The organism is Phocaeicola sp. HCN-40430 (assembly GCF_037890285.1).
Classification (GTDB): domain Bacteria; phylum Bacteroidota; class Bacteroidia; order Bacteroidales; family Bacteroidaceae; genus Phocaeicola; species Phocaeicola acetigenes.
In genome coordinates this window covers 34946-58018 of sequence record NZ_JBBKBS010000018.1, presented here as the reverse complement: position 1 = coordinate 58018, position 23073 = coordinate 34946, and the positions used below count along the sequence as shown (strand labels likewise).

At 42.0% G+C, this 23073-nt stretch carries 21 protein-coding genes, 1 tRNA gene and 1 riboswitch; of the genes, 15 read left to right on the top strand and 7 right to left on the bottom strand.

The window, feature by feature from the left end:
- The first annotated feature begins 38 nt into the window (after positions 1-38).
- From xylA to WKU26_RS09035, 11 genes are all read left to right on the top strand, one after another.
- Positions 39-1355, top strand: coding sequence for a xylose isomerase (gene xylA / locus WKU26_RS09085; protein WP_178266141.1), 1317 nt, complete (start codon positions 39-41; stop codon positions 1353-1355).
- A gap of 110 nt (positions 1356-1465) precedes the next feature.
- Positions 1466-2953, top strand: coding sequence for a D-xylose transporter XylE (xylE, locus tag WKU26_RS09080; protein ID WP_340321735.1), 1488 nt, complete (start codon positions 1466-1468; stop codon positions 2951-2953).
- Between the two features lie 413 nt (positions 2954-3366).
- A riboswitch (TPP riboswitch) is annotated at positions 3367-3465 on the top strand.
- 65 nt (positions 3466-3530) lie between these two features.
- Complete coding sequence (gene thiS, locus WKU26_RS09075; RefSeq protein ID WP_178266143.1) at positions 3531-3731, top strand: sulfur carrier protein ThiS; 201 nt, start codon at positions 3531-3533, stop codon at positions 3729-3731.
- A gap of 6 nt (positions 3732-3737) precedes the next feature.
- A complete protein-coding gene (locus WKU26_RS09070; protein ID WP_340321734.1) occupies positions 3738-4358 on the top strand; it encodes a thiamine phosphate synthase in 621 nt (206 codons plus the stop codon).
- Between the two features lie 72 nt (positions 4359-4430).
- Positions 4431-5210: a thiazole synthase gene (locus WKU26_RS09065; RefSeq protein ID WP_178266145.1), complete on the top strand. Its 780-nt coding sequence runs from the start codon at positions 4431-4433 to the stop codon at positions 5208-5210.
- A gap of 21 nt (positions 5211-5231) precedes the next feature.
- The gene (gene thiC, locus WKU26_RS09060; RefSeq protein WP_178266146.1) at positions 5232-6923 is read left to right on the top strand and encodes a phosphomethylpyrimidine synthase ThiC; all 1692 of its coding nucleotides are present in this window, start codon (positions 5232-5234) and stop codon (positions 6921-6923) included.
- A gap of 38 nt (positions 6924-6961) precedes the next feature.
- Positions 6962-8080: a 2-iminoacetate synthase ThiH gene (gene thiH / locus WKU26_RS09055; protein ID WP_178266147.1), complete on the top strand. Its 1119-nt coding sequence runs from the start codon at positions 6962-6964 to the stop codon at positions 8078-8080.
- Positions 8081-8208: 128 nt separating this feature from the next.
- Positions 8209-8901, top strand: coding sequence for a ThiF family adenylyltransferase (locus WKU26_RS09050; protein ID WP_178266148.1), 693 nt, complete (start codon positions 8209-8211; stop codon positions 8899-8901).
- A gap of 44 nt (positions 8902-8945) precedes the next feature.
- The gene (locus WKU26_RS09045; RefSeq protein ID WP_340321733.1) at positions 8946-9554 is read left to right on the top strand and encodes a thiamine phosphate synthase; all 609 of its coding nucleotides are present in this window, start codon (positions 8946-8948) and stop codon (positions 9552-9554) included.
- 109 nt (positions 9555-9663) lie between these two features.
- Positions 9664-10602 carry a ribose-phosphate pyrophosphokinase gene (locus WKU26_RS09040; protein WP_178266150.1) on the top strand — a complete coding sequence of 313 codons (939 nt, stop codon included), beginning with the start codon at positions 9664-9666 and terminating at the stop codon, positions 10600-10602.
- A 73-nt stretch (positions 10603-10675) separates the two neighbouring features.
- Positions 10676-12325, top strand: a complete 1650-nt coding sequence (locus tag WKU26_RS09035; protein ID WP_340321732.1) for a B12-binding domain-containing radical SAM protein — start codon at positions 10676-10678, stop codon at positions 12323-12325.
- Positions 12326-12391: 66 nt separating this feature from the next.
- Here the strand turns inward: WKU26_RS09035 and WKU26_RS09030 are convergent, their stop codons facing one another.
- The 5 genes from WKU26_RS09030 to ileS all read right to left on the bottom strand — a co-directional run bounded on the left by WKU26_RS09030 (position 12392) and on the right by ileS (position 18334).
- Positions 12392-12736: a hypothetical protein gene (locus tag WKU26_RS09030; protein WP_340321731.1), complete on the bottom strand. Its 345-nt coding sequence runs from the start codon at positions 12734-12736 to the stop codon at positions 12392-12394.
- A 2-nt stretch (positions 12737-12738) separates the two neighbouring features.
- Positions 12739-13644 (bottom strand): DUF4296 domain-containing protein, encoded by a 906-nt coding sequence (locus WKU26_RS09025; RefSeq protein WP_340321730.1) that lies wholly within the window; start codon positions 13642-13644, stop codon positions 12739-12741.
- The gene (locus WKU26_RS09020; RefSeq protein WP_178266154.1) at positions 13637-14281 is read right to left on the bottom strand and encodes a lipoprotein signal peptidase; all 645 of its coding nucleotides are present in this window, start codon (positions 14279-14281) and stop codon (positions 13637-13639) included. Before WKU26_RS09020 ends, WKU26_RS09025 begins: the two co-directional genes overlap by 8 nt.
- A gap of 117 nt (positions 14282-14398) precedes the next feature.
- A complete protein-coding gene (locus tag WKU26_RS09015) occupies positions 14399-14779 on the bottom strand; it encodes a TraR/DksA family transcriptional regulator (RefSeq protein WP_178266155.1) in 381 nt (126 codons plus the stop codon).
- 66 nt (positions 14780-14845) lie between these two features.
- A complete protein-coding gene (gene ileS, locus WKU26_RS09010) occupies positions 14846-18334 on the bottom strand; it encodes an isoleucine--tRNA ligase (RefSeq protein ID WP_340321729.1) in 3489 nt (1162 codons plus the stop codon).
- A gap of 269 nt (positions 18335-18603) precedes the next feature.
- On the opposite strand from ileS, the gene WKU26_RS09005 reads away from it, so the two are divergent.
- Positions 18604-18675 (top strand) — tRNA-Cys (locus tag WKU26_RS09005).
- A gap of 298 nt (positions 18676-18973) precedes the next feature.
- Here WKU26_RS09005 and WKU26_RS09000 read toward each other — a convergent pair.
- Both WKU26_RS09000 and WKU26_RS08995 read right to left on the bottom strand, forming a co-directional pair.
- Positions 18974-20098 carry a glutathionylspermidine synthase family protein gene (locus tag WKU26_RS09000; RefSeq protein WP_340321728.1) on the bottom strand — a complete coding sequence of 375 codons (1125 nt, stop codon included), beginning with the start codon at positions 20096-20098 and terminating at the stop codon, positions 18974-18976.
- 15 nt (positions 20099-20113) lie between these two features.
- Complete coding sequence (locus WKU26_RS08995; protein WP_269876369.1) at positions 20114-20455, bottom strand: hypothetical protein; 342 nt, start codon at positions 20453-20455, stop codon at positions 20114-20116.
- Positions 20456-20585: 130 nt separating this feature from the next.
- Here WKU26_RS08995 and rfbA point away from each other — a divergent pair, with 130 nt between their 5' ends.
- Genes rfbA through WKU26_RS08980 form a run of 3 tightly spaced genes read left to right on the top strand, consistent with a single transcriptional unit; the run spans position 20586 to position 23058 of the window.
- Positions 20586-21467 carry a glucose-1-phosphate thymidylyltransferase RfbA gene (gene rfbA, locus WKU26_RS08990; protein ID WP_340321727.1) on the top strand — a complete coding sequence of 294 codons (882 nt, stop codon included), beginning with the start codon at positions 20586-20588 and terminating at the stop codon, positions 21465-21467.
- A 23-nt stretch (positions 21468-21490) separates the two neighbouring features.
- Positions 21491-22063, top strand: a complete 573-nt coding sequence (rfbC, locus tag WKU26_RS08985) for a dTDP-4-dehydrorhamnose 3,5-epimerase (protein WP_178266160.1) — start codon at positions 21491-21493, stop codon at positions 22061-22063.
- Positions 22060-23058, top strand: a complete 999-nt coding sequence (locus WKU26_RS08980) for a PhoH family protein (RefSeq protein WP_269876367.1) — start codon at positions 22060-22062, stop codon at positions 23056-23058. Before rfbC ends, WKU26_RS08980 begins: the two co-directional genes overlap by 4 nt.
- Positions 23059-23073 lie beyond the last annotated feature (15 nt).

Sequence of the window (23073 nt, the reverse complement as noted above, 5' to 3'; positions counted from 1 at the left end):
CAACTATTTAAAATAAATAATCTTTAAACTTTAATATTATGGCAACAAGAGAGTATTTCCCAGGAATTGGAAAGATAAAATTCGAAGGTGTAGAAAGTAAGAACCCAATGGCATTCCGTTATTACGATGCCGAAAAAGTGATTTTGGGTAAACCAATGAAAGACTGGCTCAAATTTTCAATGGCATGGTGGCACACCTTGTGCGCAGAAGGTTCAGACCAGTTTGGTGGTGGAACAAAACAATTCCCGTGGAAAAGCAGTGCAGACAAAATACAGGCAGCTAAAGATAAAATGGATGCTGGATTTGAGTTCATGCAAAAAATAGGTATCGAATATTATTGTTTCCACGATGTAGACTTGTGCGATGAAGCAGAAACCATCGAAGAATACGAACAGAATCTCAAGGAAATAGTTGCTTATGCGAAGAAGAAACAGGAAGAAACCGGTATCAAACTTCTTTGGGGTACTGCCAATGTATTCGGCCATGCCCGTTATATGAACGGAGCTGCAACCAACCCTGATTTTGATGTAGTGGCACGTGCAGCCGTTCAGATAAAAAATGCAATCGATGCCACCATTGAGCTGGGCGGTACCAACTATGTATTCTGGGGCGGACGTGAAGGTTATATGTCGCTTCTGAATACTGACCAGAAACGTGAAAAAGAACATCTTGCACAGATGCTGAAAATGGCGCGCGACTATGCACGCAGCAAAGGCTTTACAGGAACATTCCTTGTAGAACCCAAACCAATGGAACCAATGAAACATCAGTATGATGTAGATACAGAAACTGTGATTGGCTTCTTGAAAGCACACGGTCTTGACAAAGATTTCAAGGTAAATATCGAAGTTAATCATGCTACATTGGCCGGACATACTTTCGAACATGAATTGGCTGTAGCAGTAGACAATGGTATGCTGGGTTCTATTGATGCCAACCGTGGCGACTATCAGAACGGATGGGATACAGACCAGTTCCCTATCGATAACTTCGAACTCATTCAAGCTATGATGCAGATTATCCGCGCTGGTGGTTTGGGTAATGGCGGTACCAACTTTGATGCAAAAACACGCCGCAACTCTACCGACTTGGAAGATATTTTCATCGCTCACATTGCGGGAATGGATGCAATGGCCCGTGCTTTGGAAAATGCAGCCCGTCTGCTCGAAGAATCTCCTTACAAGAAGATGCTGGCAGACCGTTATGCTTCCTTCGACAGTGGTAAAGGAAAAGAATTCGAAGAAGGAAAACTTTCTTTGGAAGATGTCGTTGCTTATGCCAAGACTGCAGGTGAACCTAAACAGACAAGTGGTAAACAAGAGTTATACGAAGCAATTGTAAATATGTATTGCTAATTCTCTTGATTTTATTATACCGTATCAGGTATCGTCGGTATATATCATTTACAGACTGATCTCTTTCAGTAATATGTACCGGCGTTTACCTTTTTAACAATCTTATAACTATGAATGACGCAAAGAAAAGTAAAACATATCTTTTTTCCATTGTAATGGTAGCCGTATTGGGAGGCTTGCTGTTTGGATACGACACCGCGGTGATTTCCGGAGCCGAAAAAGGCTTGCAGGCATTCTTCATGGGAGCAGACGATTTTGTTTATACAGATACATGGCATGGCATTACTTCATCCAGTGCTCTTTTGGGATGTATCATAGGTAGTGCCATTTCGGGTTGTCTGGCTTCCCGTTATGGCAGAAAGCAGTCGTTGTTTCTGGCAGGTATCATGTTCTTTCTGTCGGCTTTAGGTTCATACTATCCCGAGTTTCTTTTTTTCTCGTATGGAGAACCTTCTTACTCTTTATTGCTGGCTTTCAATTTCTACCGTATATTGGGCGGTGTAGGTGTCGGACTGGCCTCTGCTCTTTGTCCGATGTATATTGCCGAAGTTGCTCCAAGTAATATCCGAGGTACATTGGTTTCGTGGAATCAATTCGCTATCATCTTCGGACAGCTGGTAGTTTATTTCGTCAATTTTATCATTCTTGGTGATAATGTTAATCCTGTTGTCGAAGTGGTAGAAGGAGTAAACAAGGTTATCAATCCGGATGCAGCAGCATGGGCTATCGAAACCGGATGGAGACAGATGTTTGTAAGCGAAGCAGTACCTGCCGGACTTTTTACTATCTTGATTCTGTTTGTACCTAAAACACCACGTTATCTGGTAATGTCGGGACATGATGAAGAGGCACTGACTGTATTGACGAAAATCAATGGCCGTGAGCGTGCCAAGCAAATTCTGGCCGATATCAAGGGTACCGTACAGACTAAGACAGAACGACTCTTTACTTACGGATGGTTGGTAATATTTATTGGCATTATGCTGAGTGTATTCCAGCAGGTAGTGGGTATCAATGCTGTATTATATTTTGCTCCACGTATTTTCGAAAGCATGAATATCGGCAATCCGATGGTACAAACAGTCTTCATGGGGGTTGTTAATATTTTATTTACACTGTTGGCTGTGTTTACCGTAGAGAAATTAGGACGTAAGCCTTTGCTGATCTGTGGTTCTATCGGTATGGCTGTAGGAGCCTTAGGTGTTGCTTTCAGCAATCTGGCTACAGGAATTTCTCCACTAATACCGGTGATCAGTATTATGATTTACAGCGCATCTTTCATGTTCAGCTGGGGTCCGATATGCTGGGTACTTATTTCTGAAATCTTCCCCAATACAGTGCGTGGTACAGCTGTTGCCATAGCCGTAGCTTTTCAGTGGATATTCAATTTCATTGTATCGTCTACCTTCCTGCCGATGTATAATATGAGCGCAGGCGATATGGGTGAAAAATTCGGACATATTTTTGTATACGGCCTATATGGTGTGATTTGTATTATAGCAGCCGTATTTGTCTGGAAACTGGTTCCCGAAACCAAAGGAAAGACATTGGAAGACATGACTCGTTTGTGGAAAGACAGACAAAAACAAAATAAGTAGAAGCTAAGCGGAAAAAGATTTTGTTATTCAGGTAAAATAGTACAGATACCGATACTCCTTTTGGGTGGAGTTTATCGGTATCTGTTTTTTATAGGCTGTCTCTGCAATAAAATGGATGTACTATACAGATACAGCATGTTTGTTGTTCTATTCATCTTTTGTATCCGACGACGTCGGATATAAAAACGGCGACGTTGGCTCGTCAACCGACGTCGGCAATTATACAGCCGACGACGCTGGCTGCAGACTATGATTCATTCCGAAAACTTCCGATAATTTTATTTCTTTAAAAACAAATAGCCTGCAGCAGATGATACTGCCAACTACACTACAGAACCGTATCGAAACCTTTCGTTGAAATATGATTATTCGCTTTTTTATCTCAAACTTTTCGTATACCTTTGCGATTAAGAAGTAAAACAAAGGGGTGCCCAACCAGATGACGGGCTGAGATTATACCCTACGAACCTGATTTGGTTAATGCCAACGGAGGGATTGTTGTTCGATTATATCTTTTTTATATCCGTTTTCCGGAAGTTCCTTCTTTGTATTACTTTAATTTTTAAAATGTATCGACATGAAGATTATAGTAAACAACAAAGAGGTAGATCTTATTCAAGGCAATACCATTGCCGATCTTGCCCGTCAACTTGAATTACCTTTACAGGGAGTAGCCATTGCGCTACACAACCGTATGATTCCTCGTGCCCAGTGGGAGGAACAGGTGCTCCAGCCGGGAGACAGTCTGGTTATCATTAAAGCAGCATGCGGGGGGTAACAGGATATGAAACTACAATTCATCACTCATTTTACAGACCGGTATTCTTATTTCGATTCGGCACGGATGGCACTCGAAGGTGGATGCCGTTGGATTCAGTTGCGCATGAAAGATGCTTCGCCCGAAGAACTCGAGTATGAAGCCAGACGTGTGCAGGCTTTATGTCGTGAATACGGGGCTACTTTTATTATAGACGACCATGTAGAACTGGTAAAAAAACTTGAAGCAGATGGCGTGCATCTGGGTAAGAACGATATGCCGATAGCCGAAGCCCGCAAGATATTGGGAAATGACTTTATCATCGGTGGAACAGCGAATACCTTCGAAGATGTGCAGATGCATCATGCGGCAGGTGCCAATTACATAGGATGTGGTCCTTTCCGTTTTACTACAACGAAAAAGAATCTGAGTCCGGTATTGGGTCTGGAAGGATACCGCAACATTCTGAATCGGATGAAAGAGGCTGATATCCAATTGCCTGTTGTGGCCATTGGTGGAATCACCTACGAAGATATACCGGAAATCATGCAGACAGGAGTCTCGGGTATTGCATTAAGCGGTACCATTTTGCGTGCCGACAATCCGGTAGAAGAAACACGCCGTATTTTGGAACTTCTCCCTGAATGATGAAGGGACAGCGTTTTCTCTTTATGTGTATGTACAGTAGAATTATTACAGAAAAAATTAAATCAAGATAAAATGGAAAAACTGATTATCGCAGGAAAAGAATTTAACTCCCGCTTGTTCCTGGGAACTGGAAAATTCAACTCCAATCAATTGATGGAAGAAGCTATTCTGGCTTCAGGTACAGAAATGGTAACTGTAGCTATGAAACGTATCGAATTGGAAGATAAAGAGGACGATATGCTTCGTCATATTGTTCACCCACATATCCAACTGTTGCCTAATACTTCTGGCGTACGTACAGCCGAAGAAGCTGTATTTGCTGCACAGATGGCTCGCGAGGCCTTCGGAACCAACTGGCTGAAACTGGAAATCCATCCAGACCCGCGTTATTTGTTGCCCGATTCTACAGAAACCTTGCGTGCTACAGAAGAACTGGTCAAATTAGGCTTTGTGGTACTCCCCTACTGCCAGGCTGACCCTACATTGTGCAAACGTCTGGAAGAAGCCGGTGCGGCAACTGTGATGCCGCTTGCTGCTCCAATCGGTAGCAACAAGGGATTGCAGACACGCGATTTTCTACGCATCATCATCGAGCAGAGTAATGTTCCTGTTGTAGTCGATGCCGGTATCGGTGCGCCAAGCCATGCTGCCGAAGCAATGGAAATGGGTGCAGCGGCTTGTCTGGTGAATACAGCCATTGCTGTAGCCGGAAATCCGGTTGAAATGGCTAAGGCATTCAGCGAAGCGGTAATAGCCGGCCGTCGTGCCTACGAAGCCGGACTGGGTATCCAAAGTATTGACTTCACCGCATCAGCGTCATCTCCTCTGACTGCGTTCTTAAACGAAAAATAATCTATTTAGCAAACCACAATTATGGAAAAAGATAAAAAAGCATATGCTCATGCAGAGAAAGCCTACATGCAGGGAACAATGTATCCTTTCGTACGTGTAGGTATGCAGAAGGTCAACCTGACTCCTACTGTCACTATCGAAAACGGAGAAAAGGTGATTACTCCGAATGCACCTGTGTATATATACGATACAAGCGGTCCGTTCAGCGATCCGTCGATAAAGATTGACCTGAAGAAAGGTTTGCCGCGAATGAGAGAGGAATGGATTACTTCCCGCGGTGATGTGGAGCAACTTCCTTCCATCACATCCGAATATGGCAAGAAACGTCGTGACGACAAATCGTTGGATCATTTGCGTTTCGAACATATCGCTTTGCCTTATCGGGCTAAAGAAGGAAAATGCTGTACACAGATGTATTATGCCAAACAGGGTATTGTAACTCCGGAAATGGAGTATGTAGCCATTCGCGAAAACATGAATTGCCGCGAACTGGGAATCGAAACTTACATTACACCGGAGTTTGTACGCGATGAGATTGCTGCCGGCCGTGCCGTGCTTCCTGCCAACATCAACCATCCGGAAAGCGAACCGATGATTATCGGACGTGCTTTCCTTGTAAAAATCAATACCAATATCGGTAATTCGGCAACCACCTCAAGCATCGACGAAGAAGTGGATAAAGCGGTATGGAGCTGCAAATGGGGCGGTGATACGCTGATGGATCTTTCTACAGGAGATAACATTCACGAAACACGCGAATGGATTGTACGCAACTGCCCGGTGCCGGTAGGTACAGTACCTATTTATCAGGCACTCGAAAAGGTAAACGGACGTGTAGAAGACTTGACTTGGGAGATTTATCGTGATACGCTGATTGAGCAGTGTGAGCAGGGTGTAGACTACTTCACCATTCATGCAGGTATCCGTCTGCACAATGTACACTTAGCCGACAAACGTCTTTGCGGTATTGTGAGCCGTGGGGGCTCTATCATGAGCAAGTGGTGTCTTGTACATAATCAGGAATCTTTCCTTTACGAACATTTTGATGATATTTGCGACATCCTGGCCCGTTACGACGTGGCTGTATCACTGGGCGACGGGTTGCGTCCCGGTTCTATTGCCGACGCCAACGACGAAGCACAGTTCGCCGAACTGGATACCATGGGCGAACTGGTGGTACGTGCATGGGAAAAGAATGTACAGGCATTCATCGAAGGTCCGGGTCATGTACCTTTGCATAAAATCCAGGAAAACATGCAGCGCCAGATTGAGAAATGCCATAACGCACCTTTCTATACTCTGGGCCCGCTGGTTACAGACATTGCTCCGGGATACGACCATATCACTTCGGCCATTGGAGCTGCACAAATCGGATGGCTGGGAACTGCCATGCTTTGCTACGTGACTCCGAAAGAACATCTCGGACTTCCTAACCGTGAAGATGTACGCACAGGAGTCATCACATACAAGATTGCAGCTCATGCGGCCGATCTTGCCAAAGGACATCCGGGGGCACAGGTCAGAGACAATGCCTTGTCGAAAGCGCGTTACGAATTCCGCTGGAGAGACCAGTTCCATCTGTCACTCGACCCGGACCGTGCTTTGGAATATTTCAACGAAGGCCGTCATACCGATGGAGAATATTGTACCATGTGTGGACCGAACTTCTGCGCCATGAAACTTTCACGCGATTTAAAGGAAGTAAACCGGTAATAAACTACACGACATTGACTGTAAACTAAAATTACATTATGTTTTCAGAAGAATTAGAAAAAATAAGTTGGGATGACACTACCCATGCCATCTATTCGAAAACAGAAGCCGACGTACGTCGTGCTTTAACAAAAGAGCGCTGTGACATTGACGACTTCATGGCGCTGATATCACCTGCGGCAGAACCGTATCTGGAGATTATGGCACAACTCAGCCGCAAATATACCGAAGAGCGTTTTGGTAAGACCATGTCGCTCTTTATCCCTTTGTATTTGACAAACTCATGCACCAATTCGTGTGTATATTGTGGTTTTCACATCAGTAACCCGATGGCTCGTACCATTCTTACACCCGAAGAGATAGAGAATGAATATCGTGCCATCAAGAAACTGGGCCCTTTTGAGAATCTGTTGCTGGTGACTGGAGAGAATCCTGCAAAAGCAGGTGTTCCTTATCTGGCTCGTGCACTTGATCTGGCGAAGCCTTATTTCTCAAACCTCAAGATAGAGGTGATGCCGCTTAAGGCAGAAGAATATGCCGAATTGGTTAATCATGGGCTGAATGGAGTCATTTGTTTCCAGGAAACATACAATCGCGACCGCTATCGTATTTATCATCCGCGTGGTATGAAATCAAAATTTGAATGGCGTGTAGATGGATTCGACCGTATGGGACAGGCTGGTGTACACTCTATAGGTATGGGAGTATTGATTGGTCTGGAAGACTGGCGTACTGATGTTACAATGATGGCTCGTCACTTGCGTTATCTGCAGAAGCATTACTGGAAGACCAAATACAGTGTAAACTTCCCTCGTATGCGTCCGGCAGAAAACGAAGGCTTCCAGCCCAATGTCATCATGAGCGACCGCGAACTGGCACAGGTGACTTTTGCAATGCGTATCTTCGACCACGATGTGGATATCTCCTACTCTACCCGCGAACCGGCGAACATCCGTGACAATATGGCGACATTGGGGGTAACTACAATGAGTGCAGAGAGCAAGACCGAACCCGGAGGTTATTATACTTATCCGCAGGCATTGGAACAATTCCACATTAGTGACGACCGTACTGCTGTAGAAGTAGAAAGTGCCTTGCGTAAGTTAGGACGTGAACCGGTATGGAAGGATTGGGATGCTTCCTTCGACCGTTTCTAACTGCTTGAAATTTACAGTTTATCAGAAGCGGGGATTATCTGCCAATACAGAATCTCCGCTTTTAATCTGTTTTCTATGCAGTCGGAAAGACTGTTTATGTAATACTAATACCAGTATAAAGATTGATTATGGAACGATATAATCGTCAGATGATTCTCCCTGAGATAGGAGAAGAAGGACAAGAAAAATTAAGACAGGCCCGTGTCTTAATTGTAGGTGTCGGAGGACTGGGAAGCCCTGTCGCGCTTTACCTGGCTGGAGCAGGAGTAGGCACACTGGGCGTGATAGACGACGATGTAGTAAGCGTAAGTAATCTTCAGCGTCAGGTGCTCTATACGGAGCATGAAGTCGGTATGTCCAAGGCACTACAAGCATGTACACGCTTGAAAGCACTGAACAGCAATATTCAGGTAAAAGCCTATCCGGAACGTCTTACTTCACACAATGCACTTCAAATTTTCTCCGATTACGATATCATTGTAGACGGATGCGATAATTTTGCAACCCGTTATCTGATTAATGATACGTGTGTACAGTTGGGAAAAATCTATGTATATGGTGCCATCCGTGCTTTCGACGGGCAAGTATCTGTATTCAATTATCAGGGAGGAAAGACCTATCGCGACCTTTTCCCCGATGAACAAGAGATGCTTTCCATGCCTGCCCCTCCCAAAGGAGTCTTAGGAGTTACTCCCGGACTGGTAGGATGCGCCGAAGCCAATGAAGTCGTAAAGATTATTTGCGGTTATGGTGAAGTTCTGAGCGGAAAGCTATGGCAAATCGACCTGAAGACACTTGAAAGCTATTTAATTTTGTTGTAAAGATTGGGATTATTACTACCTTTGCGCCACAATTTAGATTTCCAATGAAATTAATATTAATAACAACGCCTACATACTTCGTAGAAGAAGACAAAATTATTACCTCTCTCTTTGAAGAAGGACTGGATATTCTTCATTTGCGTAAACCTGATACAGCCCCGGTTTATGCAGAACGATTGTTGACACTGATTCCTGAAAAATACAGAAAAAGAATCGTTGTGCACGGTCATTTCTACCTAAAGGATGAATATGGGTTGAAAGGAATTCATATAAACCATCGTAATCCTACCCCTCCTCTTAATTATTCAGGGCATATCAGTACTTCCTGTCATTCTATTCAGGAGGTAGAGGAGCGGAAAAAAGATTTTAATTACGTATTTCTCAGTCCTATATTCGACAGTATTTCCAAAGAAGGTTATAAATCGAATTATACACCAGAAGAGATCAGAAAGGCGGTCAAGGCCGATATTATTGATCAACGGGTAATAGCTTTGGGAGGTATAAATGAAGACAATATCCTGCAAATAAAAGATTTTGGATTTGGAGGAGTTGCTGTACTTGGTGATATCTGGAATAAGTTTAATCCCAATGTCGACTTTAATTATCAGGAGTTGATTACGCATTTTAGAAAACTAAAACGATTGGCAGATTAATTATACATGAAGGAATCGTTTAAAGTTTTCTAATTAACATTTGTATGACTTAAAGAAATGGCGTAACTTTGCAGAAAAATTAAGGAAATTATATCTATTATAATATACAATGAGCGAAACATCACCTTTTAAAGTATTTTCGGGTACAAACTCGAGATACCTCGCAGAGAAAATTTGTAATAGTTTAGGCTGCCCGCTGGGTAACATGAACATTACTCATTTTGCAGACGGCGAATTTGCCGTATCGTACGAAGAATCAATTCGTGGTCAACATGTATTCTTGGTTCAGTCTACGTTCCCTAATTCAGACAACCTGATGGAATTGTTGCTGATGATTGACGCTGCCAAGCGTGCATCTGCAAAAAGTATCATCGCTGTAATTCCTTATTTCGGATGGGCTCGTCAGGACCGTAAAGACAAACCACGTGTCTCAATTGGTGCTAAATTGGTTGCTAACTTGCTGAGCGTAGCAGGTATCGACCGTCTGATTACTATGGACTTGCATGCAGATCAGATTCAGGGATTCTTTGATATTCCTGTAGACCACTTGTACGGATCTACCATTTTTGCTCCATATATTCAGTCGCTGAATTTGGAGAACCTGGTAATTGCAACTCCAGACGTAGGTGGTTCTAAGCGTGCCAGCACTTATGCCAAGTATTTGGATGTACCTTTGGTATTGTGCCACAAAACTCGTGAAAAAGCAAACGTTGTAGCTTCTATGCAGATTATCGGAGATGTAAAAGATAAGAATGTAATTTTGATCGATGATATGGTAGATACTGCAGGTACTATTACAAAAGCTGCCGACATCATGAAAGAAGCCGGAGCAACATCTGTACGTGCAATTGCTACTCACTGTGTGATGTCAGGTCCTGCTTCAGAACGTGTGCAGAACTCACAGTTGGAAGAAATGGTATTTACAGACAGTATTCCTTATTCAAACCGTTGCGCAAAAGTTAAACAGCTTTCTATCGCAGATATGTTTGCTGAAACTATTCGCCGCGTGATGACAAACGAATCTATCAGCTCACAGTACTTACTGTAATAGCTTATCACTAATATAGGGATTTGTTGGAGTCTTATGGCTTCGACAAATCCTTTTTTCTTTTTATACGAATATGAAAATACTCTGGCTTGACTTGAACAGCTCTTACGCACACTCCTCTCTTGCGCTTCCTGCAATCCATGCACAGGTTGCGAATAACACTGCATGGGAATGGGATATTGTTTCGGCTACTATTAATGAAAATCCTGGTATGATAGCAGGAGAAATTTATCGTCGGCATCCCGATATTGTAGCTGCTACTTGTTGGCTGTTCAATCACGAAATGCTTTTACACATTCTTTCAAGGGTCAAAGCGCTGATACCGGAATGTTGCATTGCATTGGGAGGTCCGGAGTTTTTGGGAGATAATGAAGATTTTCTTCGCCGGAATTCTTTTGTAGATTGTGTATTCCGGGGCGAAGGCGAAGAAGTAGTACCGCAATGGCTGATGTGTTGGAACAGGCCGGAAGAATGGGCTTCTATTTCCGGTATATGTTACCTCGATTCTTTGCATGTATATAGAGACAATGGTTTGGCGAAGGTTTTGGCATTTGATACATTGGTTAATCCGGAACAAAGCCGTTTTTTCAATTGGGAGAAACCCTTTGTGCAGCTGGAAACTACACGAGGATGTTTTAATACGTGTGCATTCTGTGTCAGTGGAGGGGAAAAACCGGTCAGAAACCTGTCTGTAGAAGCAATTGGACGCCGTATTGAAGAAATTCATCGGCACGGAATAAAGAATATCCGGGTATTGGATCGTACTTTTAATTATAATATTCGTCATGCCAAAGCATTGCTGAATTTGTTTTGTCAATATCCTGATATACACTTTCATTTAGAAATTCATCCGGCGCTTCTTTCTGATGCTTTGAAAGAAGAGTTAAAACAAATGCCCTACGGATTACTTCATCTGGAAGCAGGTATACAAAGTTTACGTCAGGAGGTGTTGACAACAAGCCGCCGTGCCGGTAAATTGGAAGATGCTTTAGAAGGATTAAAATTTTTATGTTCGTTGCCTCAGATGGAAACGCATGCCGATTTGATAGCCGGCCTTCCGCTTTATCGCCTGGACGAAATATTTGAAGATGTACGTACACTTGCCGAATATGGAGCTGGAGAAATACAACTTGAATCATTGAAACTGTTGCCGGGAACAGAAATGCGGGCAAGAGCAGCAGAATTGGGTATTTGTTACTCTCCTCTTCCACCGTATGAGGTATTACAAACTAATGAAATCAGTGCGGATGAACTTCAGATTGCACGTTTGCTTTCCAGATTGCTGGACGGATTTTATAATGCGAAAGTCTGGCAACCGGTTGCCCGTAGGTTAATTGTTGAACAGCCTGATTTCCTTCACCGCTTTCTAACGCATCTTACTGCCATCGGTGTTATTGACCAACCTCTTGGACTGGAGAGACGTGGAGTGATTCTATATGAATTCTGTAAAGCTGAGTATCCCCAATACGAAAATGCTGTCAGTCTTGCCTGGATAGAAGGTGGTATGTCATTGAAAAAACAGCCGGCATCACGAGTTCGTACCAAACATGTGTATCCTATTTCCGACTGGGAAACCGTGTACGGAGAATATCGGGAAGGAATGCGTTTGTGCCTATTGCCTGCTACAGAAGATACCCCTGTTTCATATTGGTTTGGATTCGATACAGAAACTCAGCAAACCAAACCTCTTTTTAAGGCTTTTTCCTATCAGATAAAGGAGTAAATAAAAAAGAATCCCGACATTGATCTGTACATTTCATATGTATAAATTCAATGTCGGGATTCTTTTCTATATAGACTTGCATACTATCACATGCGTATCTGAAGTAAATTCCATTTCAGAAACATTGAAAGGAGTCACCCAATAGGCTCTTTTAGGCCTCTCCTTTCCTCCTGATTGGATGAGAGATGCAATACGTTCTTTAAAATGAGAAAAGCTCTCATCCGGAAGAATTTTGGGCAATTCCAAAGGAGATAGTATTATAAGATCTCCCAGCCATTCGGTATAATGTATTTCCTCAGAAAAGGAATACATTTTTAATACATATCCTTGTTCGTCCAACTCCACGACCTGCTGTGAAGAAATTTTTCCGCTTTCCGCATCATATACCCGGTGTGTAGCTATCTTTCTCATTCTTATTCTACACTCTCCATTTTCTGGAGTTTCATTGGTTTCATTTTTTCAGATGCTTTTTGCTTTACTTCTTTATTGCTTTCTTGCATTTCAATTGATTTCGCTGCAATCTTTTCAACTTCCTTTGGCTTTTTGTCAGTGCTTTCTTTGCCTGTATCATGATAGCGCATCAGTCGAATTTGATTCAACAATACACTTCCTTTCGAATTCTGTCCGGCAGTGTAATAAATAAAACCACTGATGCTTTTTATGTTATAAGCAGAATCCGGTTGCAAATACAAGCGTTGTGTTCCCGAACCCGACACTGTTTGGGTCAATCCCTGTACACTATCGTTGTCGAAGTAAAAGTTAAGAGCCATGACAGCCTTGTCTGTAGCTGCTTGAGACATAAAATGAAAATCAGCCATCAATGCAATTGCATCTTTAGGTTTGAAAGTTGTATCAGCCTTCAAGTCGAATGTCACCTTGTTAGTAAGCGGTGAAGCGGACAGCCAATATAAAGAACGATCCTGCCAGATGTCTACAGTATCTCCCGACAGGAAAACAGCAGTCTGTGTTCCTTGCCGATTACCCTGTGCTTTCAGTTGTAGCTCTGAAGCTTCAAAGCGCTGTTGCAAATTCTGGTAAATAGTTGCTAATTCTTTGCTATTTCGAGTATACCATACCATGGAAGAGTCGAATTCTGCCTCTGTGACATGATGTTTCTCAAAGACATATTTCAAATATGCCCCCTTTTTATAGTGATCGGAATAAGGCAAATCATTAGCGACCGTAGATGCCAAATGGTAATCATATAACAGATTTTCCATTGCATCCGGCTGAATGATGTCTTTAGGAACTTTTTTCCCGCAGCTGATCATTCCTGTCAACAGGGCCAGCATAGCAATCTGACTGATACGTTTATTCATTCTCTTTGTCTTCGTTAGCGTTTATACCTTTGCTCAAGTAGTTGCTGTAAAAGATCAGCATTGCAATCATACCACAGCTGATAGCAGCATCAGCAAAATTGAAGATAGGACTGAAGAAGATAAAGCGGTCTCCTCCTACCAACGGCATCCAATCGGGCCAGAATGTATCAATAATTGGGAAATAGAACATATCTACTACTTTCCCATGTAACCAGTCTGCATATCCTTCTCCCAAAGGTACCCAGGTAGCAATTTCGGAAGGCGTACTGGCACTGAATATTTCTCCATAAAATACACAGTCGATGATATTGCCCAATGCACCGGCAAGAATCAGTGACAGACAGACAATAAATCCTGTTTTTACATAACGATGAACTTTGATTATTTTATGAAGATACCAGGTAATAGCTATTACGGCAACAATGCGGAATAAAGTAAGAAATAGTTTAGATATGACTTCAAGTCCAAAAGCCATTCCGCTGTTCTCTACAAATTTTATTTGAAACCAATCTGCAATGTGTATGTCTTCGTACAGATACATATTGGTTTTTACTGCAATTTTGATAATCTGGTCAATGACCAATACCGCTATTACGATTAGGGTTGCCAGACGTCCTTGTGTCAGAAATTTCCTCATACGTTCTTTTTAAATTGACAATTGACAATTGATAATTAAACAATCCACAATCAAGCCATACCTCTTGTCTGCATGGAAATTGCCAACTGTCTATTATCAATTGTCAATTTAAAAATATTATCTCTTTCCTTGCTGCTTTGCTTCAATGCTTAATGTAGCATGTGGTACAGCACGAAGTCTTTCAGCAGGAATCAATTTACCGGTTTCACGGCAAATTCCATAAGTTTTGTTTTCAATTCTCACCAGTGCGGCACGCAAATTCTGAATGAATTTAAGTTGTCGTGCAGCCAGACGAGTCGTTTCTTCTTTCGACAATGTATTTGCACCTTCTTCCAATACTTTATAGGTAGGTGATGTGTCATCAGTGTCATTGCCGTCTGTGTTCATTATACTCCCTTTCAGTTTCTCGTAGTCGCGTTCAGCCAATTGAAGCTTTTCCATAATAATGGCACGGAACTCCTCAAGTTCTGCGTCAGAGTATCTCGTTTTTTCAGCCATAGTAATTAGGTTTTAAAATTAATAATAGTATTCACTCAGTCCGAAGACTGAGTGAATAGGTTCATATCACAACTTTGTCACTTTTACAAATAATGAGAAGTCATCGAAGTTCAGTTCTGTTCCTTCTGCAACTTCATCTGCCAGTTCCAGTGAATTTGCTAAAACTTGGTTGCAAATATAATTATTATATTCATTTACCGCATCGTCTGTTTTTGAATTTTTAGATAAAGTGATATTTATCTTATCTGTTATTTCAAAACCGTTGCTCTTGCGGATATTCTGAATACGGTTAACCAGTTCACGGGCAATACCTTCGCGGCGCAATTCATCGGTAACAGTTACTTCCAAAGCTACAGTAAGTGTGCCTTCGTTGGCAACCAGCCAGCCCGGAATATCTTCACTGAAGATTTCTACATCAGCTGCTTCTACGGTAGCTTCTCCACCTTCGAGTGCGAATGTATACTGACCGTTCTTTTCCAATTCAGCAATAGCTTCCTGTGACATTCCTGCAACAGCAGCAGCTACGGCTTTCATCTGTTTGCCAAACTTCGGACCCAGCTTCTTGAAGTCACATTTCACTTTCTTCACCAACATGCCCGATGCTCCTTCTTCGAAACGGATTTCTTTCACATTGACTTCACTCATGATCAGATCTTTTACAGCTTCGATATGAAGTTTCTGTGCTTCATCGATAACCGGAATCATAATACACTGCAGTGGCTGACGAACTTTGATATTTACTTTACGGCGTAAAGCCAATACCATAGAAGTTACATCTTGAGCCATTTGCATACGTGCTTCCAATTCCTTATTAATAAGTGATTCGTCGGCTACCGGGAAGTTGGCAAGGTGTACAGATACCACATTGTCGCGTCCTGTTGCAGCAATCAGATCCATATAAAGACGGTCTGCATAGAACGGAGCAATAGGAGCCATCAGTTTGGCTACTGTTTCGAGGCAGGTATACAATGTCTGGTAAGCAGACAATTTATCTGTTGACATGCTGCTTCCCCAGAAACGTTTACGGTTCAGACGTACGTACCAGTTACTCAAGTTATCGTTTACGAAGTCATTGATCAGACGGCCTGCTTTTGTCGGTTCATAATCGTTGTAGCAAGCATCTACATCCTTAATCAATGAGTTTAGTAATGACAGAATCCAACGGTCGATTTCCGGACGTTCAGCCATCGGTACTTCCTCTTCTGCATAGCAGAATCCGTCTACATTGGCATACAATGCAAAGAATGAATATGTATTGTATAAGGTACCGAAGAATTTACGACGAACTTCGTCTACTCCTTCCTTGTCGAACTTCAAGTTATCCCAAGGTGAAGAGTTAGTAATCATATACCAACGGAGCGGATCTGAACCGAATTTCTCGATAGTTTCGAATGGATCGACTGCGTTACCCAAACGTTTCGACATCTTGTTACCGTTCTTGTCGAGTACCAATCCGTTAGAGATTACATTTTTATAAGCTACGCTGTCGAATACCATAGTAGCAATTGCATGCAGAGTAAAGAACCATCCACGAGTCTGGTCAACACCTTCCGCGATGAAATCGGCCGGATAATAAGAGCGGTTGTCTACGATTTCCTTGTTTTCGAACGGATAGTGCAGCTGCGCATACGGCATAGCTCCTGAATCGAACCATACATCGATAAGGTCGGTTTCACGCTTCATCGGTTTACCAGAAGCAGATACCAATACGATATCGTCTACATACGGACGATGCAAGTCAATCTTTTCGTAATTTTCTTTATCGTATTGTCCGGGCACAAATCCCAGTTTCTTATATGGGTTTTCTGTCATGAAACCGGCTGCAACCGATTTTTCTATTTCATTGTACAATTCTTCTACAGAACCGATACAGATTTCTTCACCTTCTTCGCTACGCCAGATAGGAAGCGGAGTTCCCCAATAGCGCGAACGGCTCAAGTTCCAGTCGTTCAGGTTTTCCAGCCATTTGCCGAAACGTCCTGTTCCTGTAGATTCCGGTTTCCAGTTGATTGTTTTGTTCAATTCAATCATGCGTTCCTTGGCAGCAGTAGAACGGATAAACCAACTGTCGAGCGGATAATACAATACAGGTTTATCTGTACGCCAGCAGTGTGGGTAGTTGTGTACATGCTTTTCGATCTTGAATGCCTGATTGTTCTGCTTCATCATCATGCAGATGTATACATCCAATGATTCTGCAGCCTGTGCAGCTTTTTCATCGTATTTACCATCTACAGTGAACTGAGGATCGTATGCATTCTTCACCCAACGTCCCTGGTATTCTGTATATTTTTCTACATCTACGCATTCTTTAACAAAGGCGTCATCCAGTTCTTCGATGAGATAGAATTTACCAGTCAAATCGACCATCGGACGGGTTTCTCCCTTCTTATTAATCATAAACAAAGAAGGAATGCCCGCTGCACGTGCTACATTGGCGTCATCGGCACCAAAAGTCGGTGCAATGTGTACGATACCTGTACCGTCTTCAGTAGTTACATAATCACCCAGAATTACGCGGAATGCTTTGTCTGCAGCTTCCTTCCAGCTTCCGTCTTCAGTAGCTTCTACCGGTTTAACCCATGGAATCAGCTGTTCATACTGCATACCTTCCAAATCTGTACCTTTGTATTCGCCTACCACTTTGAACGGAATCAGCTTATCGCCCGGTTTATAGTCTTCCAAAGCCAGTTCTTCTGCCTTTTTATTGAAGTGAGCGTACAACAATGGTTTGGCAAGAACGACAGTCATCTTTTCGCCGGTATATCCATTGTAAGTCTGTACAGCTACATAATCGATTTTCGGTCCTACACACAATGCAGTATTTGAAGGCAGTGTCCAAGGAGTAGTGGTCCATGCGATGAAATAAGGAGTTCCCCATTCTGCCATTTCAGGTTTCGGGTTCTTCATTTTGAACTGACCTACTACAGTCAGATCTTTTACATCGCGGTAGCAACCCGGCTGATTCAACTCGTGTGAACTAAGTCCGGTACCTGCTGCCGGAGAATAAGGCTGGATAGTATATCCTTTATACAGCAGACCTTTGTTGTACAGCTGTTTCAGCAACCACCACAAAGTTTCAATGTAACGGTTGTCGTAAGTAATATAAGGATTGTCAAGATCTACCCAATATCCCATTTTATGAGTAAGGTCTGTCCACTCTTTTGTAAATTTCATGACATCTGTACGGCAGTGTTTGTTGTAATCTGCCACAGAAATCGTCTTTCCGATATCCTCTTTGGTAATACCTAAAGCTTTTTCTACACCCAGTTCTACTGGCAATCCGTGAGTATCCCATCCTGCTTTACGTTTTACCTGAAAACCTTTCATGGTTTTAAAACGGCAGAATGTATCTTTAATGGTACGAGCCATTACGTGGTGAATACCCGGCATACCATTGGCAGAAGGAGGACCTTCGTAGAAAACAAATGAAGGATGACCTTCACGTTCTGTCATACTTTTAGAGAATACGTCATTCTCATCCCATTTCTTCAGAACTTCTTTATTGACTTCTGATAAATTGAGCTGTGAATATTCTGTGAATTTCTTACTCATAGTTATGTTATTTTTATTAAGTTCTTTACATATAAGGGTGCAACATCCTTAAATTTAGGCTGCAAATTTAAAAGAAAAATAGATATAAGGAAAACAAAACGAAGAGTATTACGTAAATAAGATTTAAAACAGGGTTACTTATGCTCAAATTGTAGGCAAAAAGCAGATAAAACAGGAAAAAACGTCTTGAAAGATTTTTTTTCGTTCAAAGTATTGCAGGTTTCAAAAATAGTCGTACCTTTGCAAGCGAAATCAAGAAAACAAGTATTGGTTCCTTGGATGAGTGGCTTAGTCAGCGGTCTGCAAAACCGTGTACGGCGGTTCGAATCCGCCAGGAACCTCGAAAGGCAAGTGTCTGCGACGCTTGCCTTTTTTTATTTTATTGCATAAATGGCATAATGGAATAGGAACAAAAGATGATGGTAAGCGTCGGAAGTTTTAATCATCGCCGTCGGTTGCGCAGACAACGCTGTTGGCTGTATAGCCGGCGATGTCAATTATACATCCGACGTCGTCGGATAGAATAAACGAATAGAATCATGAATCTACGGCTATGACATAGTTAAGCCATCATCCAGCAGTTGAAATCTGCCAGATAATGGCTAATCTGTTTTTCAGATAAGATTCCGTGACTTAGATTTATCCAATAATATGCGGAATAAACTCCGAAAGGTTATCGGTAATTTCCGTACTGTTTTCCCGAATACCCAATCCGGCTGGTTCCCCTCCTATCACCCACGAGCCCAATACAGGGAAACGGCCTCCATACATGGTAGGTTTTACATACTCTTGGTAAACATATGCTCCGTTGTTATATTCTCCTTCTGTTTCTTTGATGATAGCTTGCTCATTCCATTCACGGATATCAACAATACTTACATTATGTCCTTCTCTGGAATATACGGGCTTCTTACAGAACACTCCACTCTGCGGACGGGATAAGTAACATGGTAATACATAGGGAGAATCCGGGAACAATTCAAACAATACACTCAGGATGGCTTTGTTCGACATAATCAGTTTCCATATAGGTTCTATCCATGTTGTTTCTGCCAAACACCCATCCGGACTCTCATCTACCATCCATTCCCACGGATAAAGTTTGAAACATTGTTTTATCACCTCTCCGCTTGGGTCGTAAAAACGTCCTTCTTGCAAATCCATGTCATTAATATCCAGAACGCGGGTAGAGAAACCTGCTTCCATGGCAGTGCTTGCCAGATATTGCAACGTTCCGGTATCTTCATGTTCATCCAGCACACCTGCGAAGTGAATATCGCTGCCCGCGGGAAAAATATCTTTCCACGATTGAACAAGACCTTCATGGATGCCATTATACTGATCGTTTTCGGGGAACATATCCTCTTTCCACTGCCATTGTATCACAGAAGCTTCGAGCAGGGAGGTCGGTGTATCAGCATTAAATTCCAAAATTTTAGGAATGCCGTTCTCATCCAACAGAAAATCAAAGCGTCCGTATAAACTCAGCTCATCTCTATCCCAGGATTCTTTGATACGTGCACACACCTGAGGAGGTATCCGAAGGATGCGTTCCATAAACTCCGGCTTTTCCTCAATAATATATTGTGCCGCTTCACAATACATCCGATAAGCTTCTGCTGTTGCTTTTTCTATTGCTTCTATTTCATTCGGATTAAATCGGTAATATGCTTCTTCCCTCCAATAGTTTCCGTGAAAATCAAATCCCAAGGCCTCTATTTTATTCTTATAATCAGAACGGGGTATTGCGTTTAGTCTTTCCATATCATTCTTTATTTATCATCCATATACACCGAAAGAACGATGTTTACTTCCAAACACTTTACCACTCGATTTCGAAGAGGGTTTTATATTTACTTTTGAAGGAGGATTGACGCGGGCTCCATTGGCATCTGTCCACGAATTTGAGCTTGGATAATAATAATGTGTAGTAGTCAAGCCATTGAAAGGTGAAGGCATCAGTGCCCAACGCATCAACATGGCATTGTAAATCCAGCTATTCCCCTGACTGTCTTTATATTCTTCCTGATCTTTAGGATTCTCTGGTAGCTCTGTTTTTTGCGTGCACCCGGCAAGAGCCATCAGACACATAGCAGCCATCAGAAATTGTCGTTTGTTCATATTTTTGGTACTTAAGTTCAGGATGCAAATATATGGGAATCTTTAGAAGTATACTATTTTCGATAGGAAAACTTTGTCAGTACACAAAAAAACTCTTACTTTGTAGACCAAAATCTCTAATGAAGTAAACATGAAAGGTATTGTTTTAGCCGGTGGCTCAGGAACACGACTTTATCCTATTACCAAAGGGGTATCCAAACAGCTTTTACCAATCTTTGATAAGCCAATGATTTATTATCCCATTTCGGTACTGATGCTTGCCGGTATACGTGAGATATTAATCATTTCTACTCCAAATGATTTGCCTAATTTCGAACGCCTGCTGGGAGATGGAAGCGATTTAGGGGTAAAATTTGAATACGCAGAACAACCTTCACCAGACGGATTGGCACAGGCTTTTCTCATTGGTGAGAAGTTTATAGGAACCGATTCTGTGTGTTTAGTCTTGGGCGACAATATTTTTCAAGGGAACGGGTTTACTGAAATGCTGAAAGAGGCCGTTCGTACTGCAGAAAAAGAAGATAAGGCTACTGTCTTTGGTTATTGGGTGAGCGATCCGGAACGATATGGTGTTGCCGATTTTGATGATGAAGGAAATTGTCTTTCTATTGAAGAAAAACCAACTTGTCCAAAATCGAACTATGCAGTAACCGGTCTGTATTTTTATCCTAATAAGGTAATTGAGGTAGCAAAAGGTATTAAGCCTTCAGCACGTGGAGAATTGGAAATAACGACTGTAAACCAAATTTTTCTCGCTGAAGAAAAGCTGAAAGTGCAGACATTGGGAAGAGGGTTTGCCTGGCTGGATACAGGTACGCACGATTCATTGGCCGAAGCTGCTACTTATATTGAAGTGATTGAAAAACGGCAGGGCTTGAAAATTGCTTGTCTGGAAGATATTGCTTTTCGTCAGGGATGGATTTCTGCAGATAAAGTACGCGAATTGGCATTGCCTATGCAAAAGAATCCATATGGACAATATTTATTGAAACTCATAGAAGAAGTAAAATAAGCCGATAGAGGACATTGATTATAATGGAAATTATAAAAACTGAAATAAAAGACGTATTGATTATAAAGCCGAGAATATTCGAAGATGCTCGCGGGTATTTTTTTGAATCTTTCTCGGAACGAGATTTTAATACTCAAGTACGGAATATACATTTTGTACAAGATAATGAGAGCAAATCAAGCTATGGAGTATTGAGAGGATTGCATTTCCAGAAACCACCTTTTGCACAAAGCAAACTGGTACGTGTCATAAAGGGAGCAGTGCTGGATGTGGCTGTAGATATTCGTAAAGGCTCTCCTACTTTTGGAAAACATGTAGCCGTAGAATTAAGCGAAGATAATCATCTTCAGTTTTTTATACCAAGGGGATTTGCCCACGGATTCAGTGTACTGACTGATGAAGTTATTTTCCAATATAAATGCGACAATTTTTATGCACCACAAAGTGAAGGAGCCATTGCCTGGAATGATCCGGCTTTAGGAATAGACTGGCGCATACCTTCCGACAAAGTTATCTTGTCTGAAAAAGATAAGCATCATCCGTTTTTAGAAGATGCCGAATGGCTGTTTGATTATAATGAAGATTTATACAAATGATTGAGAAACATATTGTATTAGAAGATATAGACCCTGTTATTTTTTACGGTATCAACAATACCAATATACAAATGATAAAGGCCTTGTTCCCTAAACTGAGAGTGGTAGCACGAGGCAATGTCATTAAAGTAATGGGTGATGAAGAAGAAATGTGTGCATTCGAAGAGGCAATTCTTGCACTGGAAAAATATTGTGTGCAATACAATTCGCTGAACGAAGAAGTTATACTGGATATCGTTAAGGGTAAAAAGCCACAGACAGAAACAAACAACGATGTAATTGTATATAGTGTGACCGGAAAGCCCATTACTTCCCGCAGCGCCAATCAGCAAAAGCTTGTAAAAGAGTTCGACAAGAACGATATGATTTTTGCAATTGGTCCGGCAGGTTCCGGTAAAACTTATACGGCCATTGCACTGGCTGTGCGTGCCTTAAAGAATAAGGAAATAAAGAAAATCATTCTCAGCCGTCCGGCTGTAGAAGCGGGAGAAAAGTTAGGTTTTCTTCCCGGTGATATGAAAGACAAAATCGACCCCTATCTGCAACCTCTGTACGATGCATTGCAAGACATGATTCCAGCGGCAAAACTGAAAGAATATATGGAATTGAATATCATTCAGATAGCCCCTCTTGCATTTATGCGTGGACGTACACTCAACGATGCGGTAGTCATTCTGGATGAAGCACAAAACACTACCACTCAGCAGATTAAAATGTTTCTTACCCGTATGGGTATGAATACCAAGATGATTGTGACTGGAGATATGACACAGATCGACTTGCCTTCTTCACAAACATCGGGTCTTGTACAGGCTATGAAAATTCTGAAGGGTGTGAAAGGTATCAGTTTCATTGAACTGAACAAAAAGGATATTGTTCGCCATAAGCTGGTAACCCGTATTGTAGAAGCATACGAGAAGTTTGAGGAAAAAGAAAAGGCGGAACGCGTCAAAACTAAAGTGAAAACAACTACAACTGAAGAACCCAATAAATAATCTTATTCATAACTA

Coding starts and splice junctions, on each gene's coding strand:
- WKU26_RS09070 (WP_340321734.1), top strand. CDS start 3,738: ATGAAACTACAATTCATCACTCATTTTACAGACCGGTATTCTTATTTC.
- WKU26_RS09025 (WP_340321730.1), bottom strand. CDS start 13,644: ATGAATAAACGTATCAGTCAGATTGCTATGCTGGCCCTGTTGACAGGA.
- xylE (WP_340321735.1), top strand. CDS start 1,466: ATGAATGACGCAAAGAAAAGTAAAACATATCTTTTTTCCATTGTAATG.
- rfbC (WP_178266160.1), top strand. CDS start 21,491: ATGGAAATTATAAAAACTGAAATAAAAGACGTATTGATTATAAAGCCG.
- WKU26_RS09065 (WP_178266145.1), top strand. CDS start 4,431: ATGGAAAAACTGATTATCGCAGGAAAAGAATTTAACTCCCGCTTGTTC.
- WKU26_RS08995 (WP_269876369.1), bottom strand. CDS start 20,455: ATGAACAAACGACAATTTCTGATGGCTGCTATGTGTCTGATGGCTCTT.
- thiS (WP_178266143.1), top strand. CDS start 3,531: ATGAAGATTATAGTAAACAACAAAGAGGTAGATCTTATTCAAGGCAAT.
- WKU26_RS09035 (WP_340321732.1), top strand. CDS start 10,676: ATGAAAATACTCTGGCTTGACTTGAACAGCTCTTACGCACACTCCTCT.
- WKU26_RS09045 (WP_340321733.1), top strand. CDS start 8,946: ATGAAATTAATATTAATAACAACGCCTACATACTTCGTAGAAGAAGAC.
- thiC (WP_178266146.1), top strand. CDS start 5,232: ATGGAAAAAGATAAAAAAGCATATGCTCATGCAGAGAAAGCCTACATG.
- WKU26_RS09050 (WP_178266148.1), top strand. CDS start 8,209: ATGGAACGATATAATCGTCAGATGATTCTCCCTGAGATAGGAGAAGAA.
- xylA (WP_178266141.1), top strand. CDS start 39: ATGGCAACAAGAGAGTATTTCCCAGGAATTGGAAAGATAAAATTCGAA.
- rfbA (WP_340321727.1), top strand. CDS start 20,586: ATGAAAGGTATTGTTTTAGCCGGTGGCTCAGGAACACGACTTTATCCT.
- WKU26_RS09030 (WP_340321731.1), bottom strand. CDS start 12,736: ATGAGAAAGATAGCTACACACCGGGTATATGATGCGGAAAGCGGAAAA.
- WKU26_RS09020 (WP_178266154.1), bottom strand. CDS start 14,281: ATGAGGAAATTTCTGACACAAGGACGTCTGGCAACCCTAATCGTAATA.
- WKU26_RS09040 (WP_178266150.1), top strand. CDS start 9,664: ATGAGCGAAACATCACCTTTTAAAGTATTTTCGGGTACAAACTCGAGA.
- ileS (WP_340321729.1), bottom strand. CDS start 18,334: ATGAGTAAGAAATTCACAGAATATTCACAGCTCAATTTATCAGAAGTC.
- WKU26_RS08980 (WP_269876367.1), top strand. CDS start 22,060: ATGATTGAGAAACATATTGTATTAGAAGATATAGACCCTGTTATTTTT.
- WKU26_RS09000 (WP_340321728.1), bottom strand. CDS start 20,098: ATGGAAAGACTAAACGCAATACCCCGTTCTGATTATAAGAATAAAATA.
- thiH (WP_178266147.1), top strand. CDS start 6,962: ATGTTTTCAGAAGAATTAGAAAAAATAAGTTGGGATGACACTACCCAT.
- WKU26_RS09015 (WP_178266155.1), bottom strand. CDS start 14,779: ATGGCTGAAAAAACGAGATACTCTGACGCAGAACTTGAGGAGTTCCGT.